Annotated in this window: 13 protein-coding genes; all 13 read left to right on the top strand. The window is 52.5% G+C overall.

What is annotated here, in order from left to right:
- Positions 1–154 precede the first annotated feature (154 nt).
- The 13 genes from gyrA to ABCR88_RS23720 all read left to right on the top strand — a co-directional run bounded on the left by gyrA (position 155) and on the right by ABCR88_RS23720 (position 16,773).
- Positions 155–2,824 carry a DNA gyrase subunit A gene (gene gyrA / locus ABCR88_RS23780; RefSeq protein ID WP_011062585.1) on the top strand — a complete coding sequence of 890 codons (2,670 nt, stop codon included), beginning with the start codon at positions 155–157 and terminating at the stop codon, positions 2,822–2,824.
- A 64-nt stretch (positions 2,825–2,888) separates the two neighbouring features.
- Positions 2,889–3,974, top strand: a complete 1,086-nt coding sequence (gene serC, locus ABCR88_RS23775; protein ID WP_350023078.1) for a 3-phosphoserine/phosphohydroxythreonine transaminase — start codon at positions 2,889–2,891, stop codon at positions 3,972–3,974.
- Entirely contained in the window at positions 3,974–5,068 is a 1,095-nt protein-coding gene (gene pheA / locus ABCR88_RS23770) for a prephenate dehydratase (protein WP_011062583.1), read from the top strand. The genes serC and pheA overlap by 1 nt, the downstream gene beginning before the upstream one ends.
- A gap of 10 nt (positions 5,069–5,078) precedes the next feature.
- Entirely contained in the window at positions 5,079–6,191 is a 1,113-nt protein-coding gene (gene hisC / locus ABCR88_RS23765; protein ID WP_350023077.1) for a histidinol-phosphate transaminase, read from the top strand.
- Between the two features lie 28 nt (positions 6,192–6,219).
- Positions 6,220–8,427, top strand: a complete 2,208-nt coding sequence (locus ABCR88_RS23760) for a bifunctional prephenate dehydrogenase/3-phosphoshikimate 1-carboxyvinyltransferase (protein WP_041119419.1) — start codon at positions 6,220–6,222, stop codon at positions 8,425–8,427.
- Positions 8,424–9,113 (top strand): (d)CMP kinase, encoded by a 690-nt coding sequence (cmk, locus tag ABCR88_RS23755; RefSeq protein WP_011062580.1) that lies wholly within the window; start codon positions 8,424–8,426, stop codon positions 9,111–9,113. The genes ABCR88_RS23760 and cmk overlap by 4 nt, the downstream gene beginning before the upstream one ends.
- A gap of 121 nt (positions 9,114–9,234) precedes the next feature.
- Positions 9,235–10,929, top strand: a complete 1,695-nt coding sequence (gene rpsA, locus ABCR88_RS23750) for a 30S ribosomal protein S1 (RefSeq protein WP_007931318.1) — start codon at positions 9,235–9,237, stop codon at positions 10,927–10,929.
- Positions 10,930–11,126: 197 nt separating this feature from the next.
- Entirely contained in the window at positions 11,127–11,408 is a 282-nt protein-coding gene (locus ABCR88_RS23745; protein WP_041119418.1) for a hypothetical protein, read from the top strand.
- A 140-nt stretch (positions 11,409–11,548) separates the two neighbouring features.
- A complete protein-coding gene (ihfB, locus tag ABCR88_RS23740; RefSeq protein ID WP_073698965.1) occupies positions 11,549–11,836 on the top strand; it encodes an integration host factor subunit beta in 288 nt (95 codons plus the stop codon).
- A 214-nt stretch (positions 11,837–12,050) separates the two neighbouring features.
- Positions 12,051–12,386: a Wzz/FepE/Etk N-terminal domain-containing protein gene (locus ABCR88_RS23735; RefSeq protein WP_350023076.1), complete on the top strand. Its 336-nt coding sequence runs from the start codon at positions 12,051–12,053 to the stop codon at positions 12,384–12,386.
- 1,057 nt (positions 12,387–13,443) lie between these two features.
- On the top strand, positions 13,444–14,586 hold the full coding sequence (rffA, locus tag ABCR88_RS23730; RefSeq protein ID WP_041119417.1) for a dTDP-4-amino-4,6-dideoxygalactose transaminase: 1,143 nt from the start codon (positions 13,444–13,446) through the stop codon (positions 14,584–14,586).
- Complete coding sequence (locus tag ABCR88_RS23725) at positions 14,573–15,868, top strand: O-antigen translocase (protein ID WP_144404876.1); 1,296 nt, start codon at positions 14,573–14,575, stop codon at positions 15,866–15,868. Before rffA ends, ABCR88_RS23725 begins: the two co-directional genes overlap by 14 nt.
- Entirely contained in the window at positions 15,868–16,773 is a 906-nt protein-coding gene (locus ABCR88_RS23720; protein ID WP_052470425.1) for a glycosyltransferase, read from the top strand. Before ABCR88_RS23725 ends, ABCR88_RS23720 begins: the two co-directional genes overlap by 1 nt.
- Positions 16,774–16,863: the final 90 nt, after the last annotated feature.

Genomic DNA, 16,863 nt, shown 5'->3' with positions numbered 1-16,863 from the left:
GTGGTCCGACGCGGCTGCCTTCACTGCGCAAATCCATGGCATAACTTGTTGATTTGTCGTAAGTCGGTGCATGGCACTAGGCCTGCAGCGGCGAGCTTCGTTCGTCCCATATGGATGTGACGAAGTTTCACCAGAAAAAGGAATCAGGCTTCTCATGGGCGAACTGGCCAAAGAAATCCTCCCGGTCAATATCGAAGACGAGCTGAAACAGTCCTACCTCGACTACGCGATGAGCGTAATCGTCGGGCGGGCACTGCCTGATGCGCGCGATGGCTTGAAGCCCGTGCACCGGCGTGTGCTGTACGCGATGAGCGAGCTCGGTAACGACTGGAACAAGCCGTACAAGAAATCTGCCCGTGTTGTCGGTGACGTGATCGGTAAGTATCACCCGCACGGTGATACCGCGGTGTACGACACCATCGTTCGTATGGCCCAGCCATTCTCCCTGCGCTACCTGCTGGTAGACGGCCAGGGTAACTTCGGTTCGGTCGACGGCGACAACGCGGCGGCCATGCGATACACCGAAGTTCGCATGACCAAGCTGGCGCACGAGCTGCTGGCCGACCTGCACAAGGAAACCGTGGACTGGGTGCCGAACTACGACGGCACCGAGATGATCCCGGCGGTCATGCCGACCAAGATCCCCAACCTGCTGGTCAACGGTTCCAGCGGTATCGCCGTGGGCATGGCGACCAACATTCCGCCGCACAACCTCGGTGAAGTCATCGATGGTTGCCTGGCGCTGATCGACAATCCCGAGCTGACTGTCGACGAACTGATGCAGTACATCCCCGGCCCGGATTTCCCGACCGCGGCGATCATCAACGGTCGCGAAGGCATCATCGAGGCCTATCGCACCGGCCGTGGCCGCATCTATATGCGTGCCCGCTCGATCATCGAAGACATCGACAAGGTTGGCGGCCGCCAGCAGATCGTCATCACCGAGCTGCCTTACCAACTGAACAAGGCGCGGTTGATCGAGAAGATCGCCGAGCTGGTGAAAGAGAAGAAACTCGAAGGCATCACTGAACTGCGCGATGAGTCCGACAAGGACGGTATGCGCGTCGTGATCGAGCTGCGTCGTGGCGAAGTGCCTGAGGTGATCCTCAATAACCTCTACGCCCAGACCCAGCTGCAAGCGGTGTTCGGCATCAACATCGTGGCGCTGATCGACGGCCGTCCGCGGATCCTCAATCTCAAGGATCTGCTGGAAGCCTTCGTTCGTCACCGTCGTGAAGTCGTTACCCGGCGTACCGTGTTCGAGCTGCGCAAGGCTCGTGAGCGCGGCCACATCCTTGAAGGCCAGGCCGTTGCCCTGTCCAACATCGATCCGGTGATCGCCCTGATCAAGGCCTCGCCGACGCCGTCGGAAGCCAAGGAAGCGCTGATCAGCACCCCTTGGGAGTCCAGCGCGGTCATGACCATGGTCGAGCGTGCTGGTGCGGATTCCTGCCGTCCGGAAAACCTTGATCCGCAATACGGTCTGCGCGACGGCAAGTACTTCCTGTCCCCTGAACAGGCGCAAGCCATTCTGGAGTTGCGCCTGCACCGCCTGACTGGCCTGGAACACGAAAAACTGCTGGCCGAGTACCAGGAGATCCTCAACCAGATCGGCGAGCTGATCCGCATCCTCAACAGCGCCACGCGCCTGATGGAAGTGATCCGCGAAGAGCTGGAAGTGATCCGTGCCGAATACGGCGACGTGCGCCGCACCGAGATTCTCGATGCCCGCCTCGACCTGACCCTGGGTGACATGATCCCGGAAGAAGAGCGTGTGGTGACCATTTCCCACGGCGGCTACGCCAAGACCCAGCCGCTGGCTGCCTACCAGGCCCAGCGTCGTGGTGGTAAAGGCAAGTCGGCCACAGGCGTCAAGGATGAGGACTACATCGCTCACCTGCTGGTTGCCAACAGCCACACCACGCTGCTGCTGTTCTCCAGCAAGGGCAAAGTGTACTGGCTGAAGACTTATGAAATTCCTGAAGCATCCCGTGCGGCACGCGGTCGTCCGCTGGTCAACCTGCTACCGCTGGATGAGGGTGAATACATCACCACCATGCTGCCGGTAGAGGAGTACACCGAAGGTCACTACATCTTCATGGCGACCGCCAACGGCACGGTGAAGAAGACCCCGCTGGAGTCCTTCAGCCGCCAGCGCAGCGTGGGCCTGATCGCCCTGGAGCTGGACGAAGGCGACGTGCTGATCAGTGCCGCCATCACCGATGGCGAGCGTGAAGTCATGCTGTTCTCCGACGGAGGCAAGGTCACTCGCTTCAAGGAGTCCGACGTGCGCGCCATGGGCCGTACCGCTCGCGGTGTGCGCGGCATGCGCCTGGCGGAAGGTCAGAAGCTGATTTCCATGCTGATTCCGGAAGAAGGCAGCCAGATCCTCACCGCCTCCGAGCGTGGTTTCGGCAAGCGTACCGCCATTGGCGAGTTCCCCGAGTACAAGCGTGGCGGCCAGGGCGTTATCGCCATGGTCAGCAACGAGCGTAACGGTCGCCTGGTTGGCGCGGTGCAAGTGCTGGATGGTGAGGAGATCATGCTGATTTCCGATCAGGGCACCCTGGTGCGTACCCGTGTCGACGAAGTGTCGAGCCTGGGCCGTAACACTCAAGGCGTGACCCTGATCAAGCTGGCCAGCGATGAAACCCTGGTGGGCCTGGAGCGGGTGCAGGAGCCATCGGAAATCGAGGGCGAAGAGTTCGAAGGTGAAGAGGGTGCTGAATTCGAGGGAGCCGTGCTGGATGCGGTTGCCGATACCGATGAGGCAGCCGAAGGCCAACAGGCAGACGCCGCAGGCGAAGAAGAGTCGCAAGACTAAATAAATCGTAGCAGGGCAGAGTGTTTGCTCTGTCCGCTACCGTGAATGCATAGCGAGAGTGGATGTGAGCAAACGAGCCTATAACTTCTGCGCAGGTCCCGCTGCGCTACCTGAAGCTGTCCTGTTGCGTGCCCAGGCCGAATTGCTGGATTGGCATGGCAAGGGCCTGTCGGTCATGGAAATGAGCCATCGCAGCGATGAGTTCGTATCCATTGCCACCAAGGCCGAGCAGGATCTGCGTGATCTGCTGAATATCCCCTCGAACTATAAAGTGCTGTTTCTGCAAGGCGGCGCCAGCCAGCAATTTGCCCAGATCCCACTGAACCTGCTGCCCGAGGGTGGCAAGGCCGACTATGTCGACACCGGTATCTGGTCGCAGAAAGCCATTGAAGAAGCCTCCCGCTACGGGCAGGTGAATGTGGCGGCCACTGCCAAGCCTTACAACTATTTCGCAATTCCCGGCCAGAACGAATGGCAGCTGTCGCAAGATGCGGCCTACGTGCATTACGCGCCGAACGAAACCATTGGCGGCCTGGAATTCAACTGGATCCCGGAAACCGGCGACGTTCCTCTGGTGGCCGACATGTCGTCCGACATCCTCTCGCGCCCTGTGGATATCTCCCGTTTCGGCATGATCTACGCTGGCGCGCAGAAGAATATCGGCCCCAGCGGCATCCTGGTGAACATCATTCGCGAAGACCTGCTGGGACGCGCCCGTTCGCTGTGCCCGACCATGCTCGACTACAAGGTCGCGGCGGACAACGGCTCGATGTACAACACGCCGCCGACCCTGGCCTGGTATCTGTCCGGCCTGGTGTTCGAATGGCTCAAGGAGCAGGGCGGGGTTGAAGCCATCGCCAAGCTCAATGAGGCCAAGCAGCGCACCCTGTACGATTTCATTGACGCCAGCGGCCTGTACAGCAACCCGATCAACAAGACCGACCGCTCCTGGATGAACGTACCGTTCCGTCTGGCCGACGATCGCCTGGACAAACCGTTCCTGGTGGGCGCCGAGGCTTGCGGCCTGTTGAACCTCAAGGGCCACCGCTCGGTGGGTGGCATGCGCGCTTCCATCTACAACGCCGTGGACATCAACGCAGTCAATGCGCTGGTGGCCTACATGGCGGAGTTCGAGAAGGAACACGGCTGATGTCTGAGCAAGAACTCAAGGCCCTGCGCCTGCGTATTGACGCCCTGGACGAGAAGGTCCTGGAGCTGATCAGTGAACGCGCGCGCTGTGCCCAGGAAGTGGCGCGGGTCAAGATGGGCTCCCTCGCCGAAGGCGAAGTGCCGGTGTTCTATCGTCCCGAGCGTGAAGCCCAGGTGCTCAAGCGGGTGATGGAGCGCAACCAGGGGCCGCTGGGCAATGAAGAGATGGCGCGCTTGTTCCGCGAAATCATGTCTTCGTGCCTGGCCCTGGAGCAGCCATTGAAAGTGGCCTACCTCGGTCCTGAAGGTACCTTCACCCAAGCCGCGGCCATGAAGCACTTCGGTCATGCGGTGATCAGCAAGCCGATGGCGGCGATCGACGAGGTGTTCCGTGAAGTGGCGGCCGGCGCCGTGAACTTCGGCGTGGTGCCGGTGGAAAACTCCACCGAGGGTGCGGTGAACCACACTCTCGACAGCTTCCTCGAGCACGACATGGTGATCTGCGGTGAAGTCGAACTGCGCATTCACCATCATCTGCTGGTGGGCGAGAACACCAAGACCGACAGCATCAGTCGCATCTATTCCCATGCCCAGTCCCTGGCCCAGTGCCGCAAGTGGCTGGACGCCCATTACCCGAATGTCGAGCGCGTGGCGGTGTCCAGCAACGCCGAGGCGGCCAAGCGGGTCAAGGGCGAGTGGAATTCGGCGGCGATCGCCGGCGACATGGCGGCAGGCCTGTATGGCCTGACGCGCCTGGCAGAGAAAATCGAGGATCGTCCGGACAACTCCACGCGCTTTTTGATGATCGGTAATCAGGAAGTGCCGCCGACCGGCGACGACAAGACCTCGATCATCGTGTCCATGAGCAACAAGCCCGGTGCCTTGCACGAGCTGTTGGTGCCCTTCCACGACAATGGCATCGACCTGACGCGAATCGAGACCCGGCCTTCGCGCAGTGGCAAATGGACCTATGTGTTCTTCATCGACTTCGTCGGCCACCACCGTGATCCGTTGGTCAAGGGTGTGCTGGAAAAGATCAGTCAGGAAGCAGTAGCACTCAAGGTGCTGGGTTCCTACCCGAAAGCGGTTCTCTGAGGCTTTAACAATGAGTGGCGACTTCCTCGCACTGGCACAACCAGGCGTGCAACAACTTTCGCCTTACGTTCCGGGCAAGCCCGTGGACGAACTGGCCCGTGAGCTGGACATCGATCCGGCCACCATCGTCAAGCTGGCGAGCAATGAAAACCCGCTGGGCGCCAGCCCCAAGGCCCTGGCGGTGATTCGTGACGAGCTTGCCGAGCTGACCCGTTATCCGGATGGCAACGGTTTTGCCCTCAAGTCCCTGCTGGCCGAGCGCTGCGGCGTAGAAATCGCCCAGGTGACCCTGGGCAACGGTTCCAACGACATTCTGGAGCTGGTGGCTCGTGCCTACCTGGCGCCTGGCTTGAATGCGGTGTTCAGCGAGCACGCATTTGCCGTCTACCCCATCGTTACCCAGGCTGTCGGAGCCCAGGCTCGCGTGGTTCCGGCCAAGAGCTGGGGGCATGACCTGCCAGCCATGCTCAAGGCGATCGATGATCGGACCCGTGTAGTGTTCATCGCCAACCCGAACAACCCGACCGGTACCTGGTTAGGTGCCGAGGAGCTGGACGAGTTCTTGCAGGATGTACCGGCCCACGTGCTGGTGGTGCTGGACGAGGCCTATATCGAGTACGCCGAAGGCAGCGACCTGCCGGATGGCCTGGACTTCCTGGCGGCCTACCCGAACCTGCTGGTTTCGCGAACCTTCTCCAAGGCCTATGGCCTGGCGGCCCTGCGGGTCGGTTATGGGCTGTCGACCCCGGTGGTGGCGGATGTGCTGAACCGCGTGCGCCAGCCTTTCAACGTCAACAGCTTGGCCTTGGCTGCGGCTTGCGCCGCACTTGAGGATGTGGACTACCTGGCCGAGAGTCGTCGTCTTAACGAGGCCGGCATGCAGCAGTTGGAGGCGGGGTTCCGTGATCTGGGCCTGAGCTGGATTCCTTCCAAGGGCAATTTCATTGCCGTGGACCTGGGGCGTGAGGCTGCGCCGATCTTCCAGGGGTTGTTGCGCGAGGGGGTGATCGTGCGTCCGGTGGCCAACTACGGCATGCCAAATCATTTGCGCATCACCATCGGCCTGCCGGCGGAAAATACTCGTTTCCTTGAGGCTTTGGCCAAGGTTCTGGCCCGTGCTTGATGTCATTCCAATGCAATCTGCTGTGCCTATGATCGGTCGCCTGGTGGTGATCGGCCTGGGGTTGATTGGCGGTTCCTTTGCCAAGGGTTTGCGTGAAAGTGGCCTGTGTCGTGAGGTAGTCGGTGTCGATCTGGATCCGCAGTCCCGCCAGTTGGCGGTCGAACTGGGGGTGGTGGATCGCTGTGAAGAGGATCTGGTCCTGGCTTGCCAGGGTGCCGATGTGATTCAACTGGCGGTGCCGATCCTGGCCATGGAAAAGCTGCTGGCTCTGCTTGCCGGGATGGATCTGGGCCAGGCGGTGCTGACCGACGTCGGTAGCGCCAAAGGCAATGTGGTGCGCGCTGCACAAGAAGCTTTTGGCGGCATGCCTGCACGTTTTGTCCCGGGGCACCCCATTGCGGGCTCCGAGCAGAGTGGTGTGGAAGCCTCCAACGCGCAGCTGTTTCGTCGACACAAGGTGATCCTGACGCCTCTGGAGCAGACTGATGCCGCGGCGCTGGACCTGGTCGACAGGCTTTGGCGTGAGCTGGGGGCGGATGTCGAGCACATGCAGGTCGAGCGTCACGATGAAGTCCTGGCGGCGACCAGCCATTTGCCGCACCTGCTGGCGTTCGGTCTGGTCGATTCCCTGGCCAAGCGCAGTGAAAATCTCGATATCTTCCGTTACGCTGCGGGCGGGTTCCGCGATTTCACGAGAATCGCCGGCAGCGACCCGGTCATGTGGCACGACATCTTCCTTGCCAATCGCGAGGCGGTACTGCGCACACTCGATACATTTCGCAACGACCTCGACGCTCTGCGTGACGCGGTCGATGCAGGGGACGGGCATCAATTGTTGGGCGTATTCACTCGCGCCCGGGTTGCCCGCGAGCATTTCGGTAAAATCCTGGCCCGCCGGGCCTATGTGGACGCTATGAACTCCAACGATCTGATTTTCCTGGCAAATCCTGGTGGCCGCCTGTCTGGGCGGATTCGTGTACCGGGCGACAAGTCGATTTCTCACCGCTCGATCATGCTTGGCTCGCTGGCTGAGGGCACCACTGAAGTGGAAGGTTTCCTCGAGGGCGAAGATGCTCTGGCAACCTTGCAGGCTTTCCGCGACATGGGCGTGGTCATCGAAGGGCCGCATCATGGTCGTGTGACCATTTATGGTGTTGGCTTGCACGGCTTGAAGCCGGCTCCAGGGCCGATCTACCTGGGGAACTCCGGTACCTCGATGCGCCTGTTGTCGGGCTTGCTGGCTGCACAAAGCTTCGACAGCACGTTGACTGGCGATCCGTCCCTGTCCAAGCGTCCGATGAATCGTGTGGCGAACCCGCTGCGGGAAATGGGCGCGGTCATTGAGACGGCTGCCGAGGGTCGCCCGCCGATGGTGATTCGTGGCGGTCACAAGCTCAAGGGGCTGACCTACACCTTGCCGATGGCCAGTGCACAGGTTAAGTCCTGCCTGTTGTTGGCAGGTTTATATGCCGAAGGGAAAACCACGGTCACCGAGCCGGCTCCGACCCGTGACCATACCGAGCGCATGCTGCGTGGCTTCGGCTACTCGGTGAGTGTCGATGGCGCCACGGCCTCGGTCGAATCCGGCGGCAAGCTCAAGGCAACCCATATTGAAGTGCCTGCGGACATTTCTTCCGCGGCGTTCTTCCTGGTGGCTGCATCCATTGCCGAAGGTTCCGAACTGGTGCTGGAGCACGTGGGGATCAACCCGACCCGTACAGGTGTGATCGATATCCTGCGGTTGATGGGCGCTGACATTCGCCTGGAAAACCAGCGCGAAGTGGGTGGCGAGCCGGTTGCCGATCTGCATGTGCGCGCCGCCAAGCTCAAGGGGATCGAGATTCCCGAAGAGTTGGTGCCGCTGGCAATCGATGAGTTCCCTGTGTTGTTCGTCGCGGCCGCTTGCGCCGAAGGGCGCACGGTGCTGCGTGGCGCTGAAGAACTGCGGGTCAAGGAGTCTGACCGTATCCAGGTGATGGCTGATGGCCTGCTGACCCTGGGGGTCAAGTGCGAACCGACCCCGGACGGCATCATCATCGAGGGTGGCCAGATCGGTGGCGGGGAGGTTCATGGGCATGGTGACCACCGTATCGCCATGGCTTTCAGTGTTGCCTCGCTGCGCGCCAACGCGCCGATCCGCATTCATGACTGCGCCAACGTCGCGACCTCGTTCCCGAACTTCCTTGCGCTTTGCGCGCAGGTGGGGATCCGTGTCGCGCAAGAGGCTCAGTCGTGAATATCAAGGCGCCGGTGATCACCATCGATGGGCCGAGTGGTTCGGGTAAGGGCACCATTGCTGGCAAGCTGGCCAAGCATCTGGGCTGGTGTCTGCTGGACTCCGGAGCGCTGTACCGGCTGCTGGCGTTCGCTGCGCGCAATCATGGCGTCGATCTGACCAACGAAGAGTCGCTGAAATTGTTGGCAGCTCACCTGGATGTGCAGTTTCTCGGAGCTACTGAGAACCATCCGCAGCGGATCATTCTTGAGGGTGATGACGTGACGGATGACCTGCGCAACGAGCAGGTCGGGGCCTGGGCTTCTCAGGTTGCGGCGTTGCCTGCTGTGCGAGACGCCCTGCTGCAGCGTCAGCGTGCCTTTCAGGAGCCGCCAGGGTTGGTTGCCGATGGCCGTGACATGGGAACCGTGGTGTTTCCCGACGCTCCGTTGAAGATTTTCCTGACTGCCAGTGCCGAGGAGCGTGCTCGTCGCCGTTACTTGCAGTTGAAGGGAAAGGTCGATGGTGTTAGTCTGTCGAGTCTGCTAGATGAGATACGTGCGCGTGATGAGCGCGATACCCAGCGAGCGGTGGCCCCGCTCAAGCCGGCGGCTGACGCCATACAGCTGGATTCTACGGAGTTGTCCATCGATCAGGTGTTGCAACGCATCTTGAGTGAAATCGCCATTCGCGATATTGCCGGGTGAACAAGAGGGATTGCAGGGGACCAGTCATAGTCCTGCGATCGTTCTTTTATATGAACGTAACCCACATCGTCTGGGATGTGGCAGATGGGCGGATTCTTCGCCCTTATCAACAGGAATTAAAATGAGCGAAAGCTTTGCGGAACTCTTTGAAGAAAGCCTAAAAACCCTGAACCTTCAGGCAGGCTCCATCATCACCGGTGTTATCGTCGACATCGACTACCAAGCGCGTTGGGTAACCGTTCACGCTGGTCTGAAGTCTGAAGCGCTGATCCCGCTTGAGCAGTTCTACAACGATGCTGGCGAACTGTCCATCAATGTTGGTGATGAAGTTCACGTTGCTCTGGATTCGGTTGAAGACGGCTTTGGTGAAACCAAGCTCTCCCGTGAAAAAGCCAAGCGCGCTGAATGCTGGATCGTTCTGGAAGCAGCCTTCGCAGCCGAAGAAGTGGTCAAGGGCGTTATCAACGGTAAGGTTAAAGGCGGCTTCACTGTCGACGTTAACGGCATCCGTGCGTTCCTGCCAGGTTCTCTGGTTGACGTCCGTCCAGTGCGCGACACCACGCACCTGGAAGGCAAAGAGCTCGAGTTTAAAGTCATCAAACTCGACCAGAAGCGCAACAACGTTGTCGTTTCCCGCCGCAGCGTCCTCGAAGCCGAGAACTCCGCTGAGCGTGAAGCTCTGCTGGAATCCCTGCAGGAAGGTCAGCAAGTCAAAGGTATCGTCAAGAACCTCACCGATTACGGCGCATTCGTCGATCTGGGTGGCGTCGATGGCCTGCTGCACATCACCGACATGGCTTGGAAGCGTATCAAGCATCCTTCCGAAATCGTCAACGTTGGCGACGAGATCGATGTCAAGGTTCTGAAGTACGATCGCGAGCGCAATCGTGTTTCCCTGGGCCTGAAGCAACTGGGCGAAGATCCATGGGTTGCTATCAAGGCTCGTTACCCAGAAAGCACCCGCGTTACCGCTCGTGTAACCAACCTGACCGACTACGGCTGCTTCGCTGAGCTGGAAGAAGGCGTGGAAGGCCTGGTACACGTTTCGGAAATGGACTGGACCAACAAGAACATCCACCCTTCGAAAGTCGTACAAGTCGGCGACGAAGTGGAAGTTATGGTTCTGGACATCGACGAAGAGCGTCGTCGTATCTCCCTCGGCATCAAGCAGTGCAAGTCCAACCCATGGGAAGACTTCTCTGGCCAGTTCAACAAGGGCGATAAGATCTCCGGCACCATCAAGTCGATCACCGATTTCGGTATCTTCATTGGTCTGGACGGCGGCATCGACGGTCTGGTTCACCTGTCCGACATCTCCTGGAACGAAGTGGGCGAAGAAGCCGTACGCCGTTTCAAGAAGGGCGACGAGCTGGACACCGTTATCCTGTCGGTTGACCCAGAGCGCGAGCGTATCTCTCTGGGTATCAAGCAACTGGAAAGCGATCCGTTCTCCGAGTACGTCCAAGAGAACGACAAAGGCGCAATCGTTAAGGGTGTTGTAAAAGAAGTTGACGCCAAAGGCGCCATCATCACCCTGGCTAACGATATCGAAGCTACTCTGAAAGCCTCCGAAATCAGCCGTGACCGCATCGAAGATGCGCGTAACGTTCTGAAAGAAGGCGAAGAAGTTGAAGCCAAGATCATCAGCGTTGACCGTAAGAGCCGTGTAATCCAGCTCTCGATCAAGTCGAAAGACGTTGAAGACGAGAAAGAAGCTATCCAGAGCCTGCGCGACAAGCCAGCTGCTTCGGATATCGCTGCTGGTCCTACCACTCTGGGTGACCTGCTGCGTGCACAAATGGAAAAGCAGAACTAAGTTCTGTCAGACCATAAAAAGGGCGACTTCGGTCGCCCTTTTTTATGCCTGAAATTCGAGAAGCTCAGCGGAGTGCTGGGGAAACCAATCTGTGCAATGAGTTGTCTCTTTCTTAGGTGGGTTGGCTGCCGTGTCAGGGTCTAGGCTTACCCAATGGGTGCAGTATTCAAGTAGCATAAGCTGCCTTAAGGAAGAGTATGAGCAGGTTGGGTGTAGTGGTTTTGATTCTTCTTTTGGCAGGGTGTACGACCAGTGTAAAGACCCATGCGGTGCGCGGGGGCAGTGGCATAGAGATCGACTGTTCGGGGCTGGGGTCGGATTGGGACAAATGCTACAAGCGTGCTGCACGTGAGTGTAAGGCCAATGGCTACAAGGTCATTACAAAATCCAGTGATGCCAAGGATGAGGAGGGGGATTATCCTTTCGGTTGGAATCCGGCGGGTTATCTGACTCGAACGATGTTGGTCATGTGTCGATAGGGCCGCTTTGCGTTTTTGTCACTGCATCTTCTGCAAAAAAGGAGTTTGTATCAGTGTGGTAGATGGGCTGTTCAAAACCCTCAGAGCATGCTAAAACCTTTGAAGCACTGACCTAGCTGCTTGAAAAAGAAGGGAAAAATATGACGAAGTCGGAGTTGATCGAACGAATTGTCACCCATCAAGGGCTGCTCTCATCCAAGGATGTCGAGTTGGCGATAAAGACCATGCTTGAACAGATGTCACAGTGTCTGGCTACCGGTGATCGAATTGAGATTCGAGGATTTGGTAGTTTCTCTCTTCACTATCGTGCTCCTCGCGTAGGCAGAAATCCAAAAACTGGTCAATCAGTCAGTCTGGATGGCAAGTTTGTGCCTCATTTCAAACCGGGTAAAGAGTTGAGAGATCGTGTCAATGAAGAAGAAAGTTAAATAATGAAAGTTGTACTTAAAGTTATATGTTGCTCATTTTGAATTCTGTTTTTTGAAGTTGCAGATATATATTTTAAAATTATAAGATAAATATTAAAGTTATCTCTGCTTGAATGTTGGTTAAGGTGGAGTATTTTTATATTCTATATATCCATAAGTGAATCTTGGTCCGGGAATGGCTAGTTATTATCAATGTGCTGCTCAGAGTCTTTAAATGGCTATAGAAACAGATCACTCTGAGGTTTTCTCCCCTATTCGAATAAAGCTCTTCACCTTGCTAAGGATTTTATGGTTTGAACGGTTGCTGTTTTTATTCAGTATATTAGTTGTGACGTTTATTTTTACTGTTTTCGATTTTATTATCAAGCCAGCTTACGAAGCTCGAATTTTATTGTACCCACCAGGGGTTAGGGACGTTTCGATTATCGGTTATAGCTTTCTGAAAGATGAAGATACTATACGTGAAACGATCGCTAAAATTTACTCTACATTTATTCGTAACGCTCGATCTGATAACTATCTTAGAGAGTTTTCTGGGAGCATATTCTGAGGTAGTCTAAAGTGAGCAAAAATATAAAATTAACTCAAGCATAAATAGCTATGAGGAGTTCTCTGAGAGAATCTCGTTTAATGAACTATTTATAAAACGAGCTGCAGGAAATGATTCTAAAGATAATGAGACTCCTAAATCGGTTCTTGTGACTTTTAGAGGTCCTGAGGGAGAAGACTTGGTGTTTTTGCTGGGGGGTTATATGATCTTGTTATGAGGAAGACTGCAAGTGAGGTTGCGTCTAATATAAATGCAGATGCTGCTATGCGAGCTAGTTATTAGGCAAAACAAATTGATATTCGGCGAGAGGTTGAAGGGGAGGAAGCTGTAGATGATCTTAGGGGGGGCGTGAGATGTCTCAAGTATATTTGCGTTGGGCTCTACACTAAATGGTACAGGGGCTTCGGTTTCGCTTAAGAAGAAAACTATTGAAGCAGGAAATGAAGAAAATAAAGACAAGGGTTTATTTGCTGACGAGCTTCGATATCTACTAGTTCAAAGAATATTTTATAGTTCAGTGGTTGTTGAGTCTGATGAATTATCAGTTTGTTTGAAAGACGGACCTATGGCCAGCATAGGTAATCCCATACACCCATAAAAAATGTTCATCAGCCTGATTGAGGTTCTCGTAGGGGCGGGGTTAGGGGGGGGGCTCTGTCTGTTACTCTTTATCATTATAAGAAGTCGCTTTCGTGTGCATGATGAAGGGGCGTCTCTCGCGCGATGAGCTTTTGCAGAGAGGAAGGGAGCGTGGAATTTTGACCATCCAAGGCTAAAAATAGTCCGTAAAGGTTAAGATTTTCCGATAGTTGTGTATAATTTAAATGTTATTGAGTGCAAGCCACATGTTGTGAAACTGGCGTAAGCTAGCTAACAGTTGCAGGATGCTGAAAAACTATTCGTATATGCTACGGAATCAAGATGATTTTATACTTTATGTGAAATATCTTTATTGTTGGGTGGTAAGTTTTAAGTTATATGCTTGTAATGAGTTATAGATTGGTTAACTATTTTAAATAAATGTAAAAGTATTTTGGCTAAAGGATGTAAACGAAAAATGAATATCCCATTCAACAAGCCACCATATACTGGAAGTGAAGATCAGTATGTGATATCAGCTATGCGTAGTGATAAGATGTCCGGTGATGGAAAATTCACCATCCTTTGCCAAAAGTGGTTTGAAGAAAGTTTGGGATGCAAAAAAGCTCTATTAACCCCTTCCTGCACTCAAGCTTTAGAAATGTCTGCTTTGTTAATCGATATTCAGCCGGGCGATGAAGTAATTATGCCTAGCTATACTTTCGTAAGTACGGCGAATGCGTTTGCTCTAAGGGGGGCAAAAATTATTTTTGTAGATATTCGTCCAGATACGATGAATATTGATGAGACGCTTATTGAAGCGGCTATCTCAAAGAATACCAAAGCCATAGTTCCAGTTCATTATGCCGGTGTTGCTTGTGAAATGGATACAATAATGGGTATAGCAAATCATTATGGATTGTATGTGATTGAAGATGCCGCACAGGGAATGACATCTTTCTATAAAGGAAGACCCTTAGGGACAATAGGGCATATGGCAGCTTATAGTTTTCATGAAACAAAAAACTATACAAGTGGTGGCGAAGGCGGCTTATTAATTATAAATGATGAAAGTTTTATACTCAGGGCTGAAGTCATTCGAGAGAAAGGGACGAATAGAAATCTATTTTTTCGAGGAATGATTGATAAGTATACTTGGGTGGATTTGGGCAGTAGTTACCTTCCTGGGGAACTTCAAGCAGCTTATCTGTATGGCCAGCTTGAAAAAGTTGAAGAAATAAAAGAGTCTAGGATTAAAACATGGAGATTTTTTTATGAAAAACTCAGTGAGCTTTCAGCTAATGGGAAGCTAGAGCTCCCTATAATTCCCGCAGAATGTATAAGTAATGCTCATATGTTTTACGTTAAGCTTCCTGATATTGGTATTAGGACAAAGGTCTTAGAGTATTTAAAAAATAATGGGATTGGTGCGGTATTCCACTATATTCCATTGCACTCTGCTCCAGCGGGTATTCGACTTGGTGCTTTTGTTGGTAAGGATAAATTTACAACATCTGAGAGCGAGCGTTTAATCAGACTTCCAATTTGGTATGGAATGACTGATCTCGAGAGAACTACTGTAGTGGATGCTGTCGTCGAGGCTGTCAATGCATGTTGCTAGTAATGCAAGTCGAATTTTAGTTAGTCGAAAACATGCATTCCAGAGTGCTGCTTTAACTGTCGCCTCTCAAACATCTAAAATCGCAGTTGGTTTTATTTTGATAAAACTGATTGCGGTTTATTTAGGTGCTGGTGGTATGGGGTTGCTGGGTAACTTTATGAGCCTCGTTGCTATGCTATCTCTGATGGCCGGTGGCGGCATATCTAATGGAGTGATCAAATATGTAGCAGAGTATAAAAAACAACCTCGACGGTTGGCTGAGTTTATTGGTTCAGCAAAATTATACTCTCTTTTGTTTTGTACTTTTTTTTGTATAGTTGGAGTTTGTTTTTCGCGAGATATCTCGGGTTATATTTTTAAGAGCGAGGAATATTATAAAATAATAGTTTTTTTATTTTTTGCTCAGTTTGGTTTTGCATTTGTTAATCTAGTGTGCGGTGTCGCTAATGGGCTGCGTGATACTAAAACATATGCACTTATTCAGATATCAGGAAATGTTCTAGTTGTACCGATCAGCTGGTTCCTAATTGGATTTTATCAGCTGGTAGGTGCCGCAATTTCAATGGTTTTGATGTTTCTTATTTATTCAATTCCAGCATATTTTTTTTATCGTAGGTCTTTTTTCTTTAGAGCCAAAATTAAAACAAAGATTAATGCGCTAGCTATAAGAAGGCTATCCGTTTTTACTTCCATGGCCCTGGTGGGAGCAGTGAGCGTACCTCTGATAGAGATACTAGTTCGGCAACAGATTATCAATCACATAGGCTATGCGTCAGCTGGAATATGGCAAGGGGCGATTAAAGTTTCAAGTGCATATATGGGTTTTTTTACCATATTCCTTGCAGTCTATTTTATGCCTACAATCTCAGGAAGTAATAATAGAAAAGAAATCGCAAGTTTAGTGTTGAGGTTCATGGCAGTCGTGATGTTTGTTTTTCTTTTTGGGGCGAGCATTTTCTTTTTATTAAGAGTGCAAATTATACCAATAATATTATCGAGTGAGTTTGAGTCATTAGAGTCATTGATTAAGTATCAATTAATTGCGGATTTTTTTCGTGTTTCGACTTATGTTATCGGTTTTGTAGTTATAGCCAAGGCTGCACTGAAAATCTATATCGTAAGCGAACTGCTGCAGGGGATATTCTTTTTTAGTGCCAGCTCTATTTTTCTTAATTTGGGGCTCGGTCTAAAAGGTGTATTCCTAGCTACTTTGTTGATGAATATTGTATATTTTGTGGTTGCCGTATCAGGTTTTTTTCTCTATAGGAGAAGGGAAGTATAATGTTATCAGCTACTGTCGTCGTATCTTGCTACAATCAAGAACGCTATATTGTAGAGTGTCTTGATAGTATCCTGTCGCAAGAAATAAATTTCGAGTGTGAAGTTATAGTCTCTGATGATTGTTCTACTGATAGAACTCAAGAGGTTCTTCTTGAGTACTCTCGTTTGCATGAGGGGAGACTCAAACTAAACCTCCGCTCAGAAAATGTAGGGCCTGCCTTAAACTATCTTGGTTTACACTCAATGGCTTCAGGCGACATCGTTTTCCATTTTGATGGTGATGATGTAATGCTCCCTGGAAAGTTAGCTCTTCAATATAAGGAGTTTCAGGAAGATGCCCAAGTCAATGTCGTCTTCCATAAAGCAGTATACTTTTCTGATGATGATAAATACTTGTCTGATACACAATTTCCAGACTCTGCCGAAAGATCAATAGATGTTTCGGGGGAGGAGCTTGCTCGTTGGGGGTCAGTTGCTGTCCATAGTTCGTATGCATATAGAAGAAGCTCAAGGAAAACGGTTATAAATCGTGAGTTTATGGAGTGGTTTTTTGCTATGGACTCTTTAATTCCCGAAGGAAAAGCTGTTTATATAAACCAAACTTTGGTTAAGTATAGATGCAATCCATCTGCGGGTTCGTATCTATCCACACAATCAGGAAAGTTAAAGGCATACTCTATCTATTTTGATGATATTGAGCGTTATTTTGATAGCTATAAAGTTTTACGATGTGATCTATATGCGAACTACTTTGTTACGTTTTTGGCTATGCTAAGATCTACTAATAGATTTTCGCTGAAACGTTCATTGTTCTTGCTGCGCAATATATATTGCCTCCGGCCCAAAAAAGTACTCAACACACTTGGTGTGCGAAGGCTGGTTGGTCCTAAATTGAAAAATCGATAATTTGGAGAAGAGATGACTTATCGAAATCTCTATGGTTTGGATGTTTATATAGTTATCTCTTTTTTTGTTTTTTAGCACTCTAAATGCTTT

It is taken from the genome of Pseudomonas sp. W17, from assembly GCF_040268305.1.
In the GTDB taxonomy this organism is placed as follows: Bacteria; Pseudomonadota; Gammaproteobacteria; order Pseudomonadales; family Pseudomonadaceae; genus Aquipseudomonas; species Aquipseudomonas protegens.
Note: the sequence above shows the minus strand (reverse complement) of the source record. Positions and strands in the feature narration are given on the sequence as shown.